Below are 21507 nucleotides of genomic sequence, written 5' to 3' on the forward strand. Positions count from 1 at the left end.
CTCAGTTCTCCCGGATCGTCGAACGCGGATCGAGGACGGTCAGCAGCAGGTCCACCACGAGGTTCACCAGCAGCACGCCGATGCCGTACACGAGCACGATCCCCTGTACCAGCGGGTAGTCCTTCTGCAGGATGGACTGCGAGATCGTCGAGCCGAGGCCCGGCCAGGCGAAGACGTTCTCCACCAGCACGGTGCCCGCGACCATGGTGGTGAGCATGAGCCCGCCGAGCGTCAGCGTCGCGGTGAGCGCGCTCGGCAGCGCGTGCCGCAGGTAGACCAGCCGGGCAGGCAGCCGCTTCGCTCGCGCGGTGCGGATGAAATCGTTGCCCAGTACGGAAAGCGTCTCCACTCGGACAATCCGGGACAGCGTCGACGTCGGGCCGAGCGCCAGCGCGACGATCGGGAGAACCAGCGAGCCCGCGCCGTCGTGCCCGGCCACGGGGAACCAGCCGAGCTGCACTGCGAAAGACGCCACCAGCGCCACCGCGACCAGGAACTCCGGGATCGCGGCGAGCAGCACGGTCGTCGAGGTGAAGGCCAGCTCGCTGCCGCGGCGGCGGCCGCCGCGGGTCAGGACGGCGAAGGCCAGGCCGAGCGGGATCGCGAGCGCGACGACCACCACGAAGGCGGGCAACGCCAGCTGCAAGGTCGCGGGCAGCCGGGTGGCGATGATGTCGCCGACCGGTTGCCCGCTCAGCATTGACGTGCCGAAGTCGCCGTGGAACAGCCCGCCGACGTAGTCCAGGTACTGCTGCCACAGCGGATGGTCCAGCCCGAGCGCTGCGCGGCGGGCGTTCACCAGGTCGATCGGCGCGGTCAGGCCGAGCGCCGCGCGCACCGGATCGCCCGGGATGAGATGGATCATCAGGAACGCCATCGTCACCAGCGCCCACACCGACACGACGAACCGCCCGAGGCGGCGGGCGCCGAAGGTCAGCCAGGGGTTGACCTTCGGTCCCGCGACGGCGATCGCGCCGGTCATCAGGAGTACATCCGGATGGAGGACGGCTTCAGGAAGCCGTTCGCGATCTCGAACCGGGCTTTGTTCCCGAAGGTCGGAATCACCGAGTTCGCGAACTGCACGACGTCCTGCCTCTCGAACAGCGCCGATTCGGCGGACAGCCAGTCCCTGCAGCCCGCTGTCCCGGGCTGCGAAGCCGCCTTGGCGACCAGCGAGTCGTACGTGGCGTTCTTGATGTGCGCGAAGTTCGTGCCCTGCGGGGGCTCTGCGCCGGAAGCGAACGGGATCAGCTGGCTCGGCAGGGTCAGGCCGAGCGGCGCCATCGAGATGTCCCACTCTCCGGTGGCGAACAGTGCCTGGCTGAGGCCCGGACTGTCGACCCCCTTGAGCGTGACGTCGATGCCGGCGTTCTTCCAGCCCTGCTGCATCAGCTCGGAGCCAGGGGCCATGGTCGGGCCCAACTGCGCGCCGTAGACGGCGGTGAGGGCGAGGCGCTTCCCGTCCTTCACCCGGATGCCGTCCGGACCCGGCTTCCAGCCTGCCGCGTCGAGCGCGGCCCTGGCCGCGGCGACGTCGAAGCCGGGGACCTTCCCGGTGACCGAATCGCCGTCGCACGGCGGGGGATTGCCGGTGACCATGCCCTTCACCGGGGCGCTGCCGCCCCGGGTCAGCACCTTCCCGACCTGGGCGAGGTCGAGCGCCTGGACCAGCGCGCGGCGCATCGCCCGGTCGGCACCGAACCGGCCGGGCGCCTGATTGAAGAAGAGTTCCCCGAACGGAACGGTGAGGTCACTGTGGAACAGCCGCTGCGCCCGCAGCCGCTGCTGGTCCTGCCCGGTGACCGAGGCGGCGTTGACCTCGCCGGACAGCAGCAGGTTCGACGTCGTCGTCATGTTCGGGATGACCCGGATGACCACCTTGTCCGGCAGGCCCGGCTGCTTCGAGTCGAACTGGCCGGGACCCCAGGTGTAGTCCTTGCGCCGGGTCAGCGTGTAGTGGTCGTTCGGGACGATCTCGGACACAGTGAACATGCCGGTGCCGTTCTCGCCCTTGGCCAGCGTCTTGCGGTCGGCCAGCCCCTTCACGCAGACGATCGGCACGTTGACGAGATTGCGGAGCAGGAACGCGTCCGGCGCCCCGCTTATGACCTTGACCGTGCCCGCGGCCTCGTCGGCGACCGCCTTCGTGCCCGCCTTCACCGTGACGCCCGCGATCGGCGACTTGCTCGCCGGGTCGCCGACGAAGTTGATGCTCCCGGCCACGTCCTTCGCGGTCAGCGGGCTGCCGTCGGCGCAGGTGATGCCCTTGCGCAGGGTGAAGGACGCGGTGGTCGTGGAGGCTTCCCACTTCTCCGCGATCGCCGCCTGCGGCTGCCCCTTCGTGTCGAGGTTGATCAGGCCGTCATAGAGGAACTGGTCGACGCCGCGGGCGATCGAAAGCACGGTGATCGCCGGGTCGAGCGTTCCCGGATCCGAGGAGATGGCATAGGTGAAGGTCTTGCCGTCGGTCAGTTTCTGATGCGCGGTCAGGTCCTGTCCGGATTGCGCTGATCCCCCGCACGCGCTCACGGTCAAGGCCACCACACACGCCATCGCGGCGGTGAGCCGAGCAGTTTTCATGGGGTCTCCTTGAGAACGTTGGGCGGTCCGGGAGGACCGGGTGCGGCTGATGGGGGTGTTTGCCGTTGATGGCTCCAGGAGAATGGCCGCCCGGTCCTCCGGGGCGCTCCGACTGCTGATGGAGAACTGCGGGCATCGCCGGTCAAGGACCTGTCGGCACAGAGTTCCCCGGGCCGCGGAAGTGCTGGTCACAGAGGAACGGAGCAACACGGTTGACCCGGCGTCACACCCGGATACGGGTCGGCAGCGACGCCGGCAAGGGCCACCACTGGGCGGTGGCGGTGAACGCCGACGGCGAGACGCTGTTCTCGACGAAGGTGATCAACGACGGGGCCCGGGTCCTGACGCCGACCGACACCGCCGGGCAGAAGGCCGACGAGGTGCGGTGGGCGGTGGACAGACATCGTCGGTGCCCTGTCCGGCTACCGCGACGCCGGCGCCAGGCCCCCCACGCGGGCCCGGCGCCGGTGCCCCGCGACTGCGGACGCCGAACCGGCAACTACCAGCGGCCCAAGCGTGACAACCGGCGCCTGCGCCGGCCGTTCCACAAGTCCGCGCAGTCCGCAATGATGCGACCGGGCCCGTCGAGGGACTACTGCCTCAAGAAACACACCGAGTGTCCGATCCACGCCCAGGCGTTGCTCGCGCTCGCCCACCGCCGGGTCGACGTGCTGTGGGCGATGCTGCGTGACATTCACCTCCGCCCCGCCGGTCACGCAGACGGCTTGACGCGATCACTCCTAGCGGGTCGCGCTCTGCGCGTGGAGGTGGTCGACAGCCAGCCGGGCGGCGGCGCCGATGGACGCGTCGACCGCGGGAAGGCGGTCTTCGAGGGAGTGGGCGCGGGTGAAGACCGCGACCGCGAACTGGCGACCGTCCCCCAAGGTCACCACTCCCGCTTCGTTGCGGACGCCGGGCAGCGTCCCGGTCTTCGCCGCGATCCGCACTCCGGACGGGAATCCGGACGACAGCCGGTGCGGCCAGACCTGCTGGGCCATGATCTTGCGGACCCGTTCGCAGGCTTCGGGTTCACCTGCCCGATCGGTCCAGATCGCGTCGAGCAGCGCCGTCATCTCGCGCGCCGTCGACGACGTCGTACGTTCCGGGTCGCGCACCGAGAGCTTCAGCATCTGCTCCGGCGTGGCCTCGCCCAGCAGCGCTTCGAGGTCGGAGTCCGAGTTCCCGCCGAGGTCCGCCACGACGGATGCGAACAGGTCCTCGCAGCAACCGATCAGCCGGGTGCGGACCAGCCCGAGGTCGGCCAGCACCCTGTCCACAGCTTCCTGGCCCACGCGGTGGAACACCAGGTCGGTCGCGGCGTTGTCGCTCATCGTGAGCATGAAGTGCGCGAGGTCGCGCCAACTCATCTCGACGTCGTCGGCGCAGCCCGCAGTGCCGATGCCGCCGATCCGGTACCGCGCGGTCACCAACGTCCGCTCGGTCTCGTCGAGCCGTCCCGCCACGACTTCGCGGGCGTAGGCGACGGCCAGCGGAATCTTGAACACCGATGCCAGCACCACCGGGTCGTCGCCGCCCGCCGACACGTCGGGTCCGTCCGGCACGCCGACTTCGCGAGCGTGCAGGAACCCTTCCGCGCCGGCTTCGGCGAAGACGGCTTCGATCTGTTCGCGGATGTCGCTCACTGGGACCTCCGCCGGTCGGCGCGTCCGGTGTGGAGGAACTGAGCGCGGCCCGTGCCGTCGTCGCCGACGAACGCGTGTGCCATGTAGACACCCGGGACCTGCGGGACGTTGGCGACGAACGTGTCGCCGAGGTAGGGCAGCAGTTCCTCCTTTGCCGGGGGCGCGCCGCCGAGCTCGGCGAAGATCCCCTTCGTAGTGCGCTCTATCCACAGCTTGCCGTCTTCCGCGGTAACGACGGTATCGGCGACCATCGACGAGTATTCGCCCACGTACCGGGACAGGTCGGCCGGGGCGGCCGCGGGGTTCGGCTCCGGCAGTGCCGGGAGCTTGACGCCGGCGAGTTCGTCAAGCAGCTTGCCGAGGACCTGTTGGTAGACGTGCAGCGGCTGCCCGCCGTTGGTCAGCAACGCGACCGCGACGTTGCGCTCCGGCACCACGCGCAGGAAAGCCGACTGGCCGATGGTGCCGCCGTCGTGGCCGATCACCTCGTCGCCCTCCCAGCCGAAGAGCATCCAACCGAGACCCCAGTGGGCGGCCATGATGCCGAGCGCGGGCACCTCCACCTGCGGCTCGCGCATCGCGGCCAGCGACTCCGGCGACAGCAGCCGGGTGCCGTCGTCGGCCTTGCCGTCGTTCAGGTGCATTCGGACGAAGGTCAGCAGGTCCCGCGGGCGCATCGCGAGCGTCGAACCGGCCGGGGAGTTCGAGCGGGTGAGCGCCCAGATCGGCGCGGGCACCGGTTCCTCGCCCGGCTTCGGGGCGATGTGGCCGATCGCGACGCGGTAGCGGATCGCGTCGTAGGGACCAGATGCGGCGTGGGTCAGGCCGAGCGGCACGAAGAGATGGTCGCGCACGCAGTCGTCCCAGCACTTGCCGCGCAGCACCTCGATGATGCGGCCGAGTACGCAGTAGCCGGCGTTGTTGTAGGAGAACCGCTCGCCCGGCGGGAAGAGCTGCGGTGCGTCGGACAGTGTCGCGATGAGCTTCTCCACCGCGTCGTCGCCAGGCCCGGTGTCGGTGAAGATGTCGCCCTCGAAGCCGGCGGTGTGGCAGGTCAGCTGCCGGACGGTGATCGCGGCCGCGACCTTGTCGTCGCCGAGCGCGAACTCCGGCAGGTAGTCGCGCACCGGCCGGTCGAGGTCGAGGCGGCCCTCGTCGACCAGCTGCATGATCAGGGTGGTCGTCCACACCTTGGTGATCGACCCGATCTGGAACAGCGAGTCCACAGTGGACTGCACCCCGGTGGCCTTGTTCAGGACGCCCGCCGCGTGGTCGATCACCTCGCCGTCGGCGAGCACCGCGATCGCGGCGCCGGGAACCTGATGCTCGGCCAGCAGGGAGGCGAAGTTCTCCTGGAGCCAAGTCTCGATTTCAGAAATTTTCGACATGTGCACCTTCTGCCGGGTGGGGATGGCGTTTCCGGAATGCTAGGTGCGTGGCCTGCGTCACTTGTTCGTCCGGACCGAGGAGAGCGCGGGGAAAGTTCCTCCGCCCGGACGAATCAGGCCGTGCGCAGCGACTCCACTGCCATCGCCGCGGCGAAACCGATGAATGCGTTGCGCCCGGGGACCCGGGAACGCGTCCGGGGAGCAGCCGGGACGGCGGTCAACCACTTCAACCCGAACGGCGGTCAGGCCTCTTCAGCCGGAACGGCTTTCCCCTCCCGCGGCAGCAACTGCAGCTGCACCATCGCCGCGAACCGGTCTCCCGGGTCGTCGAGATCGATTCCGCCGACCTCGGCGAGCCGGCGCAACCGGTACCGGAATGTGCTCGGATGCACGTACGCGGCGGCCGACGCGGCGCCGATGTCGCCGAAAGAGTCGAGCCAGCACCGCAGCGTGTGCACGAGCTGCGATTGGTGTTTCGTGTCGTAGGCCAGCAGCCGCGCGATCGGCCCGGTCGCGCCATCGCCGCGTGCCGCGCAAAGGTCCGCCAATTCGAGCATCAACGCTTCGATGTGCGCGTCCTCGGCGGTGATCACTCGCTTTGTGCCGCCGTTGGTGAGCAACACGCGCAACGCGCGGTCGGCACCGTCGCGGGAGGCACGCAGGCCCGAGCCGTCGAGCGCGAGCGGTCCGACGCCGATTACGGCGGCGCCCCGGCGGCCGGTGCGTTCCAGGAAGGTCGACGCGACGCGCACCGAGCGTTCGCGGCAATCGCCGTGGTTCCCGGGCATCGGGACGATGCCGTACGCGACATCACCGACAAGCGCTACCGCCGACCGGGGCTGGACGGCGCTGAGGTGCATGGCGAACGCGTCGGCGACTCGCTGGCGTTCCGCGACGAGCCGGAGGTCGTCATCGGGGACCTCAAGGAGTCCCATGGCGAGCACGATGGTGGGCTGCCCCAGCAACCCGAGACGCGCGATGGCTTCCGGCGCGCCGGAGCCGCCTTCGAGCGCGGTGCTCACCAGATCGGCCCGCAACCGGCGCTCGACATCGGCACCCGCGCGCAGCCGAAGCATATGCAGTGCAACGATCTTCGAGGTGTCGACCATCGCCGCGGTACGTTCTTCGCTGAGCTCGTTGTCGACTGCGGCCCAGATCGAGCCGAGGACCTCGTCGCCGGCTCGGACCGCGACCGCGACCCGAGGCATGGCGATGTTCTCGTCGTAGCCGTCCGGGTAGACGTAAACCGGCCCGTGATCCCGGTAAAGGCGTTCGAAAACGCCTTCCTTCTCCAGTTCGCGGGTGAACCGTTCGGGCACCTGACGGCCGAGAATCGTTTCGACGCGGGAAGGATCGGCCTCGTCCTGGCGGCCGGAGAACGCGAGCACGCGCGAGTTGCGGTCCTCGATGGTGATCGGCGCGTTCAGCAGCGCGGCGATCGCGTTGGCGAGCGCGAACAGATCGCCGGACGGCATCCCGCCGAGCGTCTGCGGGGAAACATCGCCGACGTCGCCCTCGGCGAGCAATGTGCGGAGCATCGCGGCGAGCTGCGCCCACGACGCACCGCTGGCCAGCCCGAGCAGCGCGACCCCGGTGGAGTCGGCCGCCCGCTCCAGTTCTGTCGACGCGGAGACCGGCGACCGCACGACCAGCGCGGCGGCCCCTCGTTCGCCGACGGTGCGCAGCAGCTTCGCGATCTCGTCGGGTTCGCGCACGCCGACCCCGAGGACGACCGCCTTGGCGGGGAACTCGGCGTCGTCGTGCGGATCGTGGATCACCACGCCGCCGAGTTGCCGCCGGGCGTCCGGCCCGATGGCGACCGGTTCGAGGAGCACGTCCCCGAGGGCTTCGAGGACGCGCCCCAGACTCGTGTTCGGCTTGCTCGGCACGGGTGTCAGCACTCCCCGAAGGTAGATCCGGCCTGGGTCGAACCGGGTGGTTCGATTCGGCCGAATCTATCCCCGGAATTCGTGCCAGGCTACGAACCGATCCACACCTTCGCGGTGGTCACCTCGTCGAGCAGCTCCGGAATCGGCGCCACGCCGAGGCCCGGACCGGTCGGCACCGGCAGGTGACCGTCGGACAGCACGAACGGCTCGGTGATGTCGGTCTGGTAGAACCGGTCGGACGCGGAGGTGTCCCCGGGAAGCGTGAAGCCCGGCAGCGAGGCCAGCGCGACGTTCGCCGCCCGGCCGAGGCCGGTCTCGATCATCCCGCCGCACCACACCGGAACCGCGTGCGCCGCGCACACGTCGTGCACCCGCCGCGCTTCGAGGTAACCGCCGACCCGACCCGGCTTGATGTTCACGATCTGGACTGCGCCCAGCTTGATCGCGTCCGCCGCCGCGCGCGCCGACACGATCGATTCGTCCAGGCAGATCGGCGTCTTGATCCGGCGCGCCAGTTCGGCGTGGCCGAGGACGTCCTCCTCTTCCAGTGGCTGCTCGATCAGCAACAGGCCGAACGGATCGAGGCGGGCCAGCTGTGGCGCATCGCCCAGGGTGTAGGCGGTGTTGGCGTCCACCTGCAGCAACACGTCCTCGCCGAAGCGTTCGCGGACCGCGCGCACCGGCTCGACGTCCCAGCCCGGTTCGATCTTCAGCTTGATCCGCACGTAGCCGTCGTCCAGGTACCCGTCCACGACGTCGAGCAACTGCGGGATCGTGTCCATGATCCCGACCGAAACACCGCACGGCACGGTGTCCCGGACCGACCCCAGCTCGGCCGCGAAGGATCGCTCGCTCGCGCGGAGTTCGGCGTCGAGCACCGCCATCTCCAGGGCGCCCTTCGCCATTCGGTGGCCCTTGAACTGGGCCAGCAACGGCGTCACCTTCGCCGCGGTCACGTCCTTCGCGGCCAGCAGCGCCGGGACGAGGTAGTGGCGCAGCACGTGCTCGGCGCCGTCGTTGTACTCCGACGAGTACAGCGGGCCGGCCATCGTCACGCACTCGCCCCAGCCCTCGCCCGCCGGCGTCACCGCCCGCAGCAGCAGGAGTTCGCGCACGGACTGGGTGCCGAACGAAGTCCGGAACGGGGCGACGAGCGGCATCTGCACCCGGCGCAGTTCCACACCGCTGATTTTCACTGCTCCTCCTTGGAGATCACGTAAAAGCCGGCCCGGTCGAAGCCGGTCACCCGGCCCCCCGCGGACATCAGTCCGCCGAGCGTTTCGCGCAGCGCGGCCCGCCAATCGGCTGCTTTGCCCGGGTCGGTGCCGCGCAGGCCTTCGATGTCGGCCGGGACGGCGACGACCACCACCGGGGCATCTGCTGAGCCCGTCGCCGGGCCGCCGCTGGCGTCCACCGAGAGCGCCACGGCAGCGCCCCGCTCAAGCAGGGCTTTCGCGTCGGTCCGGATGGGCTCGCCGAACGCGGCGGCCCGCACTGCCGTGCCGGCCAGGTCCCAGGACACCATCAGCCGGTCGGTGTCGCCCGAACCGTTGACGCCGTCCGCCATCGGGCCGTAGAAGTCGCGCAGGTACAGCACCGGGAGCGCACCGAGTTTGCCGAGGTTGAAATATGCGTTGCGGCGCACCAGTGGATCGAACGTCCACTTGATCGCCGAGACGCCCTGCGTCAATGCCCAGCCACGCTGGTGCAATTTCAGCGCATACCCGATTCCACGGCCCGCACCGGACTTGGCGACTCCGGCGATGTGACTGTGCAGACTGCCCTTTCCGGGAGTGCCGAAAAATCCGACGCACGCGCCGAGCAGCTCGCCGCCGGAAAACGCGCCGGCCACGTAATTCCCGGCCGCCGACAGTGCGCGCAGCAGCTCCGTGGTCACCGGCCGGGCCGACCGCCAGATCGTCTCGAAGAGTACTCCGACCGCTGTCAGTTCGGCGATCTCGGTGATCTCCCGTACCTCGACCCCCGACGCGGCGGCCGCCGCCCGCCCGGCCGCGACCGCTTCGTCGCAGGTCTCCGATGGGACCGGCCATTCCGTGTTCATCGCAAGATTCGTCACGGGACGATCCTTTCCCGGCTCGCCCCGGAGAGACACTGTCGGGATTGACCAGAATTTTCCGCCGGATTCACCGGAATCGACGGACTTCCCTTCGCCAACACGTTTTCCACCAGCGCGAACAGCAATGTGGTCCGCCACGGCAATTCTTCGATCAGGACATGTTCGTGATCCGAGTGCGCCCCGCCGCCGACCGCGCCGAGACCGTCGAGAGTCGGCACTCCCAGCCCCGCGGTGTAGTTGCCGTCCGAAGCACCGCCGACGGCCGCCTCGGTCGGTTTCCGCAGACCCATTTCCGCGGACAATTCCCGCGCCAGCCCGAACAACGCGGCCGAAGAGGCGGCGTCCAGCGACGGACGGTTGATCCCGCCGCTGATCCGCACCTGTGCGTCCGCCAACACGGGCTGCAACGCTCGCACCGCCCGGTCGACGCGGAGCTGTTCCTCCTCGTCCCACACCCGCACATTGACGTCGACCGCGGCCGCCGCCGGCACGGTATTGACCGTCGTGCCAGCCGAAAGCACGGTCGGCACCACGCTGGTCCCGCACTCCGGATCGGCGAGCGCGGCGACCGCGAGCATCTGGTGCGCGATCTCGATCCCGGCATTGATCCCCTTCTCCGGTTCGAGCCCGGCGTGCGCGGCGCGGCCGGTCACCTCGATCCGGTAGTGGGAAACGCCTTTGCGCCGGGTCTTGATCGCGCCGCCGTCCGCCGAAGCCTCCAGCACGAACGTCGCCTCGCAGCCGCGCGCCTCTTCCTCGATCAGCGCTCGCGACGACGGGGAGCCCAGCTCCTCGTCGCCAGTGACCAAGATGGACAATCCGGCCCGGTGCGGCAATGCCGCAGCCGCATGCAGCGCCATCACGACGCCCGCCTTCATGTCGAAGCAGCCCGGCCCCCGCAAGACCCCGTCTGCCACGGAAAACGGGTGCGTTTCCAGGGAACCCATCGGCCAGACGGTGTCGTGGTGGCCGAGCAGCAGCACGCGCGCCGGGCCGTCGCCGAACCGCCAGCGCAGATGCGTCCGGCCGTCGAGGACGATCCGCTCCGGCTCCACGCCGAGCAACGCCTTGCCGAGGTCCGCCAGCACCTCAGCGCTGTGCGCCACCGCGTCGAGGTCGGACGACGGGGATTCGCAGCACACCAACGTTTCGATGTCGGTGAGCAAAGCGTCCAAGCTGAATTCCGTCATCGTGGCTCCCCCCGCAGCGGCCGGCCAGGGTACGCGTCGGTGAGCAGCTGCCCGTCGCGGACCACCGGGGTTCCCGCGACGAACAGGTGTCGGACGCCGACCGAGGGCCGGGTCGAATCGAAGTACGTGGCTGTGTCGGTGATGGTGGCGGGGTCGAGGACGACGATGTCCGCGTCCGCGCCGGCGTTCAGCCTGCCCTTGGTCCGCGCGCCGGGGGCGACCTCGTCGAGCACCCGCGCGGGCAAGTAGGAGCAGCGCCGGAACGCCTCCGGCCAGGTCCAGACCCCGGCCTCGCGCACCATCAGCCGCAGCGACTTGGAGAACGTGCCCGCCGTGCGCGGGTGCGTCGCACCCCCAGGGGGCAGCGGCCATTGGGTGGATTCGTTGCCGGCGTTTCGCCAGTACACCGGCATGGCGTCGCTCGCGACGATCGAATCCGGGAAGGCGAGCGTCTGGTGCAGCAGGGCCCGGTCCTTCGGGTTCTCCTCGTCGAGGAACTCGAGGATGCACGGTGCACCCGGGTCCTCGGCGCGGACCTGCAGCAGCCGGGCCTCGTCGGCGATCCGCTCGCCGGTCTCCAGCATCAGCACGCGCGTCGGGCCGAGGCCCTTCATCTTGAGCCGTTCGGGCGAGAGGAAGGCCGCGCCGATGCCGGTGCTGCCCGCACCGTAGGGATAGGCCTCGACCGTCACCCGCGACCCGGCGGAACGGCTCGATTCCAGCGTGGCGAGCACTCGGTCGACGTGCCGTCCGGACGTGCTGTTGACGTGACAGTGGTGCATCGCGGCACCGGTCTCGGCCGCGACGATCGCGATCTCCTGCGACCCGTCGACCGGCGTGGCCGGGTCCATCTCGACCAGCTCGCGGACGTGCGTGTACGTGGGCGCTTCGGCCTGCTTGGCCAGCTTCGCCAACGCCAGGAACTCGGCCGGATCGCTGGCCGGGGCGTACCCGAGCAGCACGCCGACGCCCAGCGCGCCCGCCGCCAGCTCACCCTCCACAAGGGACAGCCAGGCGGCGAGTTCGGCCTTCGACGAGGTCCGCTGCCAGGCCGGATTGCCGAGCACGGCGAGCCCGGTGTTGATGTTCGCGTCCGGTTCGATGCGGGCGAGCACCTTGGCCCGCGCGGAACTCCAGGAGGCCGAGAAGCCGTAGTGCAGCGGGCGTCCTGCCGCAGCCGCCTCGGCGTAGGCCCGTTCGACGGGCATCATCCCGGCTTCCAGGTCGAGCGCCGTCGTGACGCCGTCCATCGCCTGCAGCCGCTGGCCCGCGATGGAGTGCACGTGGCTGTGCAGATCGATGAACCCGGGTCCGACGATGTACCCGGCGACATCAATGTCGACCTGGTCGTCGGCAGTCGGCAGCCCCGGTCCGACGGCGATGACCTCGTCGTCGGAGACCAGCACGTCAGCCGTGCCGTCAAAGCCCGTAGCCGGGTCGATGACGCGACCGCCCCGCAATAGTGTCCGCATGCTTCGCCTCCTAGCCTCGCTGCTGGCGACCCTAGGAGCTTTGCCGGACGATCCGTTCGTCTCACGCGACGAATCCGGGGAGGCAGATCCATCCGGGTACACGAATCTGAACGCCTCGACCGGCCCGCCGGCTGCGGTGGCCCCGGCCTCCGGTACGGGTTACCGCCGAAGCCAGTCCACCGCCTGGGCGGCGGCGAACCCGATGAAGGCGTCACGCTCGGGAACTCTCGATCGGGCATCGACGGCCCTGGTGAAGACACCGACTGCGTACCGGCCGCCGCCCGGGTACTCCACCACGCCGATCTCGTTGCGCAGCGAGGGCAGCGTTCCGGTCTTGCCGCTGACCCTGAGGCCGTCGTCCGCGAAGCCGGAGCGCAGCCGGTGCGGCCACACCTGCAGTTCCAGCCGGCGCCGGACGTCGGCGCACGCCGCCGCGTGCGCTGCCTCGTCACGCCGGATCAGGCCCAGCAACCGGGTGCTTTCCGCGGCGGTGGTCCGGCAGGTCTCTTCGGGTGTCAACGCACGCAGCCTGGCGAGTTGTTCGGCCGGCAACGCGGCCAGGATCCGTTCGTCGTCCTGGTAGTCGATACCGAGGTCCTCGCCGATCGTGCGCAACAGCTCCCCGCAGTCGTGCGGGACGGCCGTGTGCGGGAGGCCGAGCCGCCGCAGCGTCCTGGCGACCGAGGCCTTTCCCACCTTCCCGAGGATCAGGTCTGTGGCGACGTTGTCGCTGATGCTGATCATCAGGACGGCCAGGTCGTACCAGGACATCGTGACGTCGTGGCGGAACGTCGCAAGGCCGTACGGGCCGGCAGTCGGATGTCCCGGTGCCACCGCGATCCGCTCGGCGAGGTCGAATTCACCGTCGGCCGCCTGCCGGGCAGGTTCCACTGCTACGGGGACCTTGAACGCAGACGCGGTGACCACCGGCTCCTCGGCGTCGATGCCCACCTGTCGCGGGCCGTCCAGATCGGCCGAGTGCAGCCAGATCTGGACGCCGACTTCCGCCGCCCGGGCGGTGATTGTCGCGACCAGTTCCGTTCGGTGACCATGGAGTGATCCCTTCTGTCTGTCCGGTGTGTACTTTCTGTCCGCACCGGATCTGTCTGCTGGTGCGCCGGCCGACTACTTGGTGCCGGTCGACGGAAAGTTGAACTGTTCGGCGCGCTGTGGGACCCAGAAGGCGATCACCGCGGTGAGCAGCGTGGTGCCGATGAGGAAGCCGAACGCCGCGGTGTAGGAGAACGCGTCCGCCAGCCAGCCCATCGCCAGCGGTGCGATGACGCCGGCGACCTGGCCTCCGAAGTTCGTCATCCCGGAGCCGAGCCCGGCCACCGCCGTGGGAAGCACCCGCAGCGGAAGGCCGAAGACGCACATCGTCGCCATCCCGAACACTCCGACGGCCAATGTCTCGTAGACCGTGAATGTCGCCGCGCTGCCCGCCGACACCATCAGGACGAGCAGGACCGAGGTCACCGTCGCGATGGACACCAGGTACCACCTGGCCTTGTCATGGAAGTACCGGTCGAACAGCCAGCCGCCGAAGATGGTCGTCGCGAATCCCACCAGACTCGGGATCGCCGACAGCACGCCGGTCTCGTTCAGCGACAGGTGTCTGGCCTCGAGCAGATAGCTGGGCACCCAGGTGACCAGGCCGTAGCTGAGCATGTTCATCGCGCAGAACAGCACCGCGAACTTCCACACGCTCGGGGACTTCAGCACTTGGGCACGCGAGACTTCGGGCATCGTCACCGTCGCCTGCGGCAGCCGGCTGAGCCGGTCCGGCAACGCCTTGGGCAGGAGCGCCCACAGCCCGATGCCGATGGCCGCGCCACAACCCGCCATCCAGAGGAAGGTGTGCCGCCAGCCGATGGCTGTCAGCAGGGGGGCGACGAGCAGGGGTGCAAGGCCGGCGATCCCGCTGGCGGACAACATCACGCTCGTGGCGGTCCCCCGTCTCTCCGGTGTCGTCCGTTCCGCGATGGCTTTGAACGACGCCGCCGGGAACGCCCCCTGACAAGCACCGAACAGGCCACGGAACAGCAGGAGCAGACCGAAGGTGCCGGCCATCCCGGTCAAAGCGGTGAACAACGACCACAGCACGAGCGTGATCAGCATCGGTTTGCGAGAGCCATACCGATCGGCCAGGTAGCCAGCCGGTATCTGGCAGATCATGTAGACCAGCGCGAAGACGGTGACCAACGAGCCCTGCGCGGTCTTGCCGAGATGGAACTCCTCTCCGATCGACGGCAGAGCCATGCTGATGGAGAACCGGTCGATGTAGTCGATCGACCAGGCGCACAGCATGACCACCATCGTGATCGTCGCTGTCCGGTTGATCCGCTCAGGTGTCCAGGTGTCCTCGGTGACCACCGCGGTCATGGTTACCTCCGTACGGCTGCGTCGGGGTTGACGGCTCATCCTGGGGATCAGGTGGCGCAGCCGATTCGTGGAGTTGCACGAATCTTCAGGTGGTGTTCGAGCGGTGCGGACGTATGTTGACTCGTTGCGGTGCTTCTCCTCATGGTGCCGGGCGGGTGGAGCCGGAGTTGCAGCACCGCCGCGAACCGCTCGCCAGGATCGTCGAGGTTGATCTCACCGACCTCTGCGACCCGGCAGCCGGTACCGGAAGGTGTTCGGGTGCACGTACGCCATGGCGGACGCGGCACCCACGTCCTGGCCCTGCTGTGCGAGCAGATTGGCGAGCCCCTTGAGCACGGCCTCGCCGCCCGCCGCTACGCGATGTCGGGCGATCGGCGCGCCCTGCACGGCACCGTGCTGTAGTCGCTACTGCTCGGCTGCTTCCGGGTTGCTGCTCGTGCTCCTGGCGGTGGCCGTCGGGTGTAGCAACGTGGTGTCCGGGGTGCAGCGCAGCATTTGCATGGGCCAGGCGGCGCACGGGTGCTGCACGGGTAGCAGGCCGGCCTCGGCCGGTGCAGCGCGGCCAGCTGCTGCACGCGCTGCACCGGCCGTGCTGCACCTGGCCGCCGACTCCCGCTCCGCAGGCACCGGCATGACGATTGGCCCGCCCGAGCACTGCATCACATCGCAGATCTGCGATGTTCCGGGCGAGATCTACGCACGGCTGCTGCATGACTTGGCCTGCGTGTTCACTCCGGCGGAGGAGCCGGCCGGGCTCTGCGTGCACGAGCAGGGCCTGGCACCGGCGCGGTGGACCAGGCCTACCCACGGCCCGCCGCCACGCCCCGGTACGAATTCCCGCCCACGCGGGCGACACTTGCCGGCTCGTCGGCCGGCACTCGCGGCAGGTGGGTGGGCCGCAGCACCGGGCCAGAAGCCGACCTGTCTGAAGGAACACTGGAATTTCCGAAGCGGGCCCGCAGGCGGAGCACCCTCTTCCGGGTGCGGCTGTGAAGCCGTACTCGATGGGCTGAACGGCGTTCCGCATCCCTGGAGGCGGAACGCAGCGCCCTACGGCTTGTCAGGACAAGTACGTCCAGCCCGGCGACATCAGCATGCCGATTGCCCTGCCACGCCACCTCATTCATGGACGACCAGCGCCCTGCCGGACCTGGATCGCCCGTACCGGGGTCTGGCGGCCCGGCCGGCGATACCGTGGTGACACTCGCCGGATGACAGCCCAGGAGCCCAGGCCGAGCCAGCAGCCGGCTACAGCGGCCGCACGCTCGGGGGGATCATGGCAGCGCTGGGGTTCTTTTTCATCATCCTGCCGTGCCTCGCCGTCATCAGCTTCACAGGCTTTGCCGCATGTCGAGTCCAGAGCCACAAGACATTCAGGGCTTTGGCCTATCCATGCCTGTGCCTCGGCCTTATATGCAGCCTCACTCCCATCGGGGTTATCGTCTGGGCGTCTTCCCCGTAGGCCCCGTGCGCTGGCCCCGTGCTGCCAGGTGGGAGTTCTCGCTTCCGTGTCCGGGATGGTTCTCAGTTCGGTGTCCGGTCTTGGGTGCTGTGGAGCGGGCCGATCGGGGTGTTTCTATGGGGTGTTGAGAAGTGGTGGCCGGGCGCTGGTGCTGGACAAGCAATGAGGATTGGCTGGTCACTGAGTGAGGAATACCTGGTCAGCGGAGCGGGAGATCCGAGTTCATGGTTTGCCAGGTTGATTCAGCTGGCGAAGCGATTCGGTTGATCCGGGTCCGCAGGGCCTTGGCGGGGTCTGCTCGGTACTTGAAGCTTCCCCTTGATCGTGGACACCTGGAGACTGGGACCTGAGGTTCCAGAGGAAGTAGCACCAGGCGGGAAGCAAGTACACGAAGCGGTACACCGAGGAGTTCAAGCGGGACGCGATCGCGCTCGTCGACACCTCGGGCAAGACGGTCACCGCCGTTGCCCGGGAACTCGGCATCAGCTCCGAGTCCCTGCGCGGCTGGTGCCGCCGGGCCAAGGCCGACCAGGGCGAGGGTGCCCCGGGCGAGCTGACCGGCGCGGAGCGTGAGGAACTGCGCCGGCTGCGCAGAGAGAACCGCGAACAGCAGCAGACGATCGAGATCCTGAAAAAAGCGACGGCCTTCTTCGTGAAGGAGAGCGACCGGTGACCATGCTGTACCGGTTGATCCACGCGGAGAAGGCGACTACCCGGTCGTGCTGCTGTGCCGGGTGCTGCACGTGACCCGCTCCTCCTACTACGCCTGGCGCGAGGGCGAGGCCGCCCGCCGAGAGCGCCGGGCGGCCGACGACGCGCTCGCCCACGAGATCACCGTGCTCCACATCATCTCCCGTCGCACCTACGGCGTCCCGCGCATCCACGCTGAGCTGCGGCGTCTGGGGCGGCGGGTGAACCGCAAGCGCATCGCCCGCGTCATGCGCGAGCGCGGCATCCGCGGCGTCACCCGCCGCAAGCACCGCACGCTGACCCGGCCGGACAAGAAGGCGAAGCCGGCCCCGGACCTGATCGGCCGCGACTTCCACGCCGCGCGTCCCGGCACCAAGCTGGTCGGCGACATCACCTATCTCCCGACGGCCGAGGGTTGGCTTTACCTCGCCTGCTGGCTGGATCTGGCCACCCGCGAGATCGTCGGTTACGCCATGGCTGACCACCATCGCGCCGAGCTCGTCGTCGACGCCCTCGACATGGCCTGCGGCCGAGGCGGCCTGGCGCCCGGATGCGTGATCCACAGCGATCGCGGCAGCGAGTACACATCGGCGCAATTCCAGGACCAAATACGAGAGTTGGGGCTGCGACAGAGCTGCGGACGCACCGGATCGTGTTTCGACAACGCCGCGGCGGAGAGTTTCTGGGCCCTGCTCAAGGAAGAGATCGGAACCCGGACCTGGCCCGACCGGGCCACCGCCCGCGCCGAGGTCTTCACCTTCATCGAGACCTTCTACAACCGCCGCCGCCTGCGCAAGCACAAGATCTTCGGCTACCTCACACCAGCCGAGACCAAACAGCGGCATCAACACGCCCTCGCGGCATAACGAACGAGTGTCCAAGATCACGGGGAAACTTCAGGTTTGGGCAGGCACCTCCTGCCGAACGGACCTCGCCTGGCTCCACCAGTTCAAGCGGCTCCGGATCCGTTACGAGATACGAGCCGACCTGCATTTCTGGGACCGCTCCAACTGGCCTGCGTCATCGTTCATTTGAGACGAATCCGAACATCACTCTGAATCGAGCAGTTAGGCGGGTGGCACGTTCCTGTTGTCGCTGGTGACGTGTGCTGTCCACCCGTCCGGCACTCCCGGGCTGCCATGGCCGCCCGGGAGTGCCGCCGGCGCTACGGTGTCTGCGCGGGCGCGGGCGCGGTCAACGGGGCGGGGAAGAAGGCGAGTTCTCTGTCGAAACCGACCAGTAGCCCGCTGCCTGGTGCCACCAGCAACGCATCGACAGGCTCGGGGAAAGACAAGAGGCGGGAGGTGACCTGCTCGCTGGTGGTCAGGTCCCACACCCGGACCGTGTTGTCATTGCTGCCGGTGACGGCGACCGTACGGCCATCGAGCACCGCCGTTGCCACGGAGCGCACTTCGCCGGTGTGGCCGGTGAGGGGCTCGCCGATCTGCTGGCCGGTGGTCAGGTCCCACACCCGCGCCGTGTTGTCCTTGCTGCCGGTGACGGCGACGGGGCGCCCGTCGATCACCGTCGTCGTGAGCGCACGAATCATGTCGGTGTGGCCGGTGAGGGGTTCACCGACCTGCTGTCGGGTGGTCAAGTCCCATACCTGCACCGTATGGTCATCGTTGCCGGTGACGGCGACGGGTCGGCCGTCCAGCGACGTGGTCGCCAGCGCATCCACCGAGCCGACGTGGGCGAGGGGTTCGCCGGACGGCTTCCTGGTGGTCAGGTCCCATATTCGCATCCCATCGAAGCTGCCGGTGACGGCGACGGGTCGGCCGTCGACCATCGCCGTCGCCACCCCGAGCACGGGGCCGGTATGCCCGGCCAGGGGCCTGCCGAGGGGTCTGCCGGTGCTCAGGTTCCACACCCGCACTTTCTTGTCCCAGCTGCCGGTGACGGCGACCGGCCGGCCGTTGACCACTGCCGTCGCCACCGCGCACACCCAGCCAGAGTGACCGACAAGGGGTTCGCCGACGGGTCGGCCCGTCGTCGGGTCCCATATCCGCACCGTCTCGTCGGCGCTGCCGGTGACAGCGACGCACCGGCCGTCCACCATCGCCGTCGCCGCCCCGAGCACCGGGCCGGTATGGCCGGTCACGGGATTACCGGCGGGCTGGCCAGTGGCCAGGCTCCACACTCGCAACACGTCATCCCGACCGCCGGTGACGGCGACGGGTCGGCCATCGACCACTGCCGTCGCCGCCCCGAGCACCCAGCCGGTGTGGCCGGTGAGCGGTTCGCCGACGGGCTGCCCGGTGGCCAGGTCCCACACCCGCACCGTCCCATCGGCGCTGCCGGTCACGGCGACACATCGGCCGTCCACGATCTCCGTCGCCACCGCATACACCCAGTGAGTGTGACCAGCGAGGGGCTCGCCGATCTGCTGGCCGGTGGTCAAATCCCACAGCCGCACCGTGGCATCGTCACTCCCGGTGACGGCGACCGGGCGGCCGTCCACGACCGCGGTAGCCACCGCACGCACCACGTCGGTGTGGCCGGTGAGAGGCTTGCCCACTTGCTGGCCGTTGGTCAGGTCCCACACTCGCACCTTCTTGTCACCGCCGCCCGTGACGGCGACCGGGCGGCCGTCCACCACCGTCGTCGCCACCGCCCACACATCGTTGGTGTGGCCGGTCAGGGGTTTGCCGATGGGCTGCCTGGTGGTCAGGTCCCACATCCGCACCTTCTTGTCACAGCTACCGGTGACGGCGACCGGGCGACCGTCCACCATCGCCGTCGCCACCGCCCACACCGGGTGAGCGTGGCCCGTGAGGGGTTCGCCGATCTGCTTCCCTGTGGTCAGGTCCCACACCCGCGCGGTGTCGTCATCGCCGCCGCTGACGGCGATGGGCCGACCGTCCAGCACCGTTGTGGCCACGGCACAGACCGTGCCGGTGTGGCCGGTGAGGGGTTCGCCGATCTGCTTCCCGCTGGCCAGGTCCCACACCCGCACCGTTCTGTCCCAACTGCCGGTGACCGCGACCGGACGGCCGTCCACCGACGTGGTCGCTACCGCCTGCACGAAGTCGACGTGGCCCGTGAGGGCATGCCGGTACTGCGAGGAAACCAGGCCACCCGTGGCCCATTCCACCCCCCACGGCGCTGTCGGTGTGCCCGCCGCCGGTACAGCCGCGATCCGCACCGACAACGCCACGTCTCCGTACCGGGCGGCGTCCAGCCCCAACAACTGCCGCCGCACCCAGCTCTCCGCACCCTGGTGCAGGTGCGCAGAAGCCCGGTACACCGCCGCTGCCAACAGCTCCTCCGGCCCCAAGGCATCGTCGAGCACCGCCATGACCCGCTCCGGGTCGGTCTTCACCAGCCATTCCGGATCGGCCAACCACCCACCCGCCACGGCAACTTCAGGGCACAGGTTATTGCTTTGAAGATCGTCAGACATGATTGCCACGGTATCCGCCCCCACCCACCAACCCGCCCCCCAAGCACGCACCCGGAACGAAATTGCGTACTTCTACGCATCCCTGCTACCAGCGACCAGCCCGGCCACCGACGTCAGCACCGCACCGCGCCCCCAAGGCCACCACAGCGATGACCACCCCAACCACCCACAATGATCACATTGAGTAACGAATGCCGTCTGCAGCACGGCCCCAATCGATCACCCCGACCGGCCTATTCGCGCGAGTTGTAAGCCAGGACCGGCACGCCCTGCCCATCAGTCAGCGTCTGGCGCTGGTCGTCGTTCTCAGTCACCTTTCATCCTCGATAGATCACGTGTGTCTCGGCGCGGGCGTTCTGCAGTTCCGCATCCGGTGTCACAACAGAGTTTCTGTAGTTCGGGATGTTTCATATGGCGGCTCGATGGTCGCCGATCGTTGTGCGCCGGCCCTCAGTCACAGGCGGCTGGCGGATGGCCGTGCCCGGGAGATTCTGGGTCTGGCGCACTCCGATCACGATCCGGTACCAGTGGGCCACCTTCGTTCCGCGCCCGCGGTGGAACCCGAACGCCCCGGAGGAGGACCGATGGTTTCACCGCACCTGGCCTTCCCTCCGTCCCGGCCTCTACAGCTGTAGTGGAACTGGTACTCTACTTCTGTAGAGGAATTGGGCGTGTGAAGAGGAAGCGACTGTGACGGAGAGCTCGACACGACGGAAACAGCTGGCCGACGCGGCGATCGAGACGTTGGCCGCGGAGGGTATGCGGGGGCTGACCCACCGGGCCGTCGACCAGCGGGCGGGGCTGGCGGAAGGTTCCTGCTCCTATTACTTCAGGACCCGGCAGGCGCTGCTGCAGGCGGCCGTCGAGCGGCTCGCCGAGGCGGACATTGCAGATGCCGCCGCGCTGCCGACGACGGGCACTACTTCGGTAGAGAAGCTCGCCGATACAGCGGTGGCCTATCTGGAGCACTGGGGGACCACGGGGCGTGTGCGTACGCTCGCCCGCCATGAACTCGCCTTGGAGGCTACGCGCAGGCCCGAATTGCGGGCGGTACTGAAGACTGCGGCCGAGCACGTGCGACGGCCGGTTGTCGACCTGTTTGCGGCGGCCGGTGTCCCCGAGCCGGAGCAGCGCGCGAAAATACTCATTGCCTCGCTCGATGGTCTGCTCTTCGAGCATCTGGCCGGCCCGGACGGACTCGACCTCGACCCGGCCGAACTCCGCACCAAGGTGCTGAGCACCTTCATCGACTGACCTCCGCACCGCCGTTCGTGGGGCGGAATCTGCCGCAGGACGGCTCCAGAATCCGGCAATATCCCGCAAAGAAGGCA

General features: G+C 68.9%; 14 protein-coding genes and 4 pseudogenes. 6 read left to right on the forward strand and 12 right to left on the reverse strand.

Features of this window, described 5'->3' with window-relative positions:
* Window position 1: 1 nt before the first annotated feature.
* Window positions 2-982: an ABC transporter permease gene (locus AADR41_RS10875; protein WP_342281135.1), complete on the reverse strand. Its 981-nt coding sequence runs from the start codon at window positions 980-982 to the stop codon at window positions 2-4.
* Window positions 982-2580, reverse strand: a complete 1599-nt coding sequence (locus tag AADR41_RS10880) for an ABC transporter substrate-binding protein (protein WP_342281136.1) — start codon at window positions 2578-2580, stop codon at window positions 982-984. The genes AADR41_RS10875 and AADR41_RS10880 overlap by 1 nt, the downstream gene beginning before the upstream one ends.
* Before the next feature lie 281 nt (window positions 2581-2861).
* Here AADR41_RS10880 and AADR41_RS10885 point away from each other — a divergent pair.
* Window positions 2862-2924, forward strand: a pseudogene (locus AADR41_RS10885) (hypothetical protein); the annotation flags it as partial.
* A gap of 93 nt (window positions 2925-3017) precedes the next feature.
* A pseudogene (locus tag AADR41_RS10890) lies at window positions 3018-3309 on the forward strand (IS110 family transposase); the annotation flags it as partial.
* 11 nt (window positions 3310-3320) lie between these two features.
* Here the strand turns inward: AADR41_RS10890 and AADR41_RS10895 are convergent.
* The 9 genes from AADR41_RS10895 to AADR41_RS10935 form a co-directional block, all read right to left on the reverse strand.
* Window positions 3321-4223: a serine hydrolase gene (locus tag AADR41_RS10895; protein WP_342281137.1), complete on the reverse strand. Its 903-nt coding sequence runs from the start codon at window positions 4221-4223 to the stop codon at window positions 3321-3323.
* Entirely contained in the window at window positions 4220-5611 is a 1392-nt protein-coding gene (locus AADR41_RS10900) for a serine hydrolase (RefSeq protein WP_342281138.1), read from the reverse strand. The genes AADR41_RS10895 and AADR41_RS10900 overlap by 4 nt, the downstream gene beginning before the upstream one ends.
* Before the next feature lie 242 nt (window positions 5612-5853).
* Window positions 5854-7512, reverse strand: coding sequence for a PucR family transcriptional regulator (locus tag AADR41_RS10905; protein WP_342281139.1), 1659 nt, complete (start codon window positions 7510-7512; stop codon window positions 5854-5856).
* 77 nt (window positions 7513-7589) lie between these two features.
* Window positions 7590-8696: an o-succinylbenzoate synthase gene (menC, locus tag AADR41_RS10910; RefSeq protein WP_342281140.1), complete on the reverse strand. Its 1107-nt coding sequence runs from the start codon at window positions 8694-8696 to the stop codon at window positions 7590-7592.
* On the reverse strand, window positions 8693-9577 hold the full coding sequence (locus AADR41_RS10915) for a GNAT family N-acetyltransferase (protein WP_342281141.1): 885 nt from the start codon (window positions 9575-9577) through the stop codon (window positions 8693-8695). Before AADR41_RS10915 ends, menC begins: the two co-directional genes overlap by 4 nt.
* Window positions 9574-10767: a M20 family metallopeptidase gene (locus AADR41_RS10920; protein ID WP_342281142.1), complete on the reverse strand. Its 1194-nt coding sequence runs from the start codon at window positions 10765-10767 to the stop codon at window positions 9574-9576. Before AADR41_RS10920 ends, AADR41_RS10915 begins: the two co-directional genes overlap by 4 nt.
* Complete coding sequence (locus AADR41_RS10925) at window positions 10764-12239, reverse strand: amidohydrolase family protein (protein ID WP_446751009.1); 1476 nt, start codon at window positions 12237-12239, stop codon at window positions 10764-10766. Before AADR41_RS10925 ends, AADR41_RS10920 begins: the two co-directional genes overlap by 4 nt.
* A gap of 159 nt (window positions 12240-12398) precedes the next feature.
* Window positions 12399-13190, reverse strand: a complete 792-nt coding sequence (locus tag AADR41_RS10930; protein WP_342281144.1) for a serine hydrolase — start codon at window positions 13188-13190, stop codon at window positions 12399-12401.
* A 174-nt stretch (window positions 13191-13364) separates the two neighbouring features.
* Window positions 13365-14621 carry an MFS transporter gene (locus AADR41_RS10935; protein WP_342281145.1) on the reverse strand — a complete coding sequence of 419 codons (1257 nt, stop codon included), beginning with the start codon at window positions 14619-14621 and terminating at the stop codon, window positions 13365-13367.
* 258 nt (window positions 14622-14879) lie between these two features.
* Between AADR41_RS10935 and AADR41_RS10940 the strand changes: the two genes are divergently transcribed.
* From AADR41_RS10940 to AADR41_RS10945, 3 genes and pseudogenes are all read left to right on the forward strand, one after another.
* On the forward strand, window positions 14880-15023 hold the full coding sequence (locus tag AADR41_RS10940) for a hypothetical protein (protein ID WP_342281146.1): 144 nt from the start codon (window positions 14880-14882) through the stop codon (window positions 15021-15023).
* Window positions 15024-16483: 1460 nt separating this feature from the next.
* Window positions 16484-16756 (forward strand): annotated as a pseudogene (locus tag AADR41_RS42840) (transposase); the annotation flags it as partial.
* Between the two features lie 40 nt (window positions 16757-16796).
* Window positions 16797-17639, forward strand: a pseudogene (locus AADR41_RS10945) (IS3 family transposase); the annotation flags it as partial.
* A 299-nt stretch (window positions 17640-17938) separates the two neighbouring features.
* Here the strand turns inward: AADR41_RS10945 and AADR41_RS10955 are convergent.
* A complete protein-coding gene (locus AADR41_RS10955; protein WP_342281147.1) occupies window positions 17939-20200 on the reverse strand; it encodes a WD40 repeat domain-containing protein in 2262 nt (753 codons plus the stop codon).
* A gap of 666 nt (window positions 20201-20866) precedes the next feature.
* Between AADR41_RS10955 and AADR41_RS10960 the strand changes: the two genes are divergently transcribed.
* A complete protein-coding gene (locus AADR41_RS10960; RefSeq protein WP_342281148.1) occupies window positions 20867-21430 on the forward strand; it encodes a TetR/AcrR family transcriptional regulator in 564 nt (187 codons plus the stop codon).
* Window positions 21431-21507 lie beyond the last annotated feature (77 nt).

The organism is Streptomyces sp. CLV115 (assembly GCF_038448545.1).
Lineage (GTDB): Bacteria > Actinomycetota > Actinomycetes > Streptomycetales > Streptomycetaceae > Streptomyces > Streptomyces sanglieri.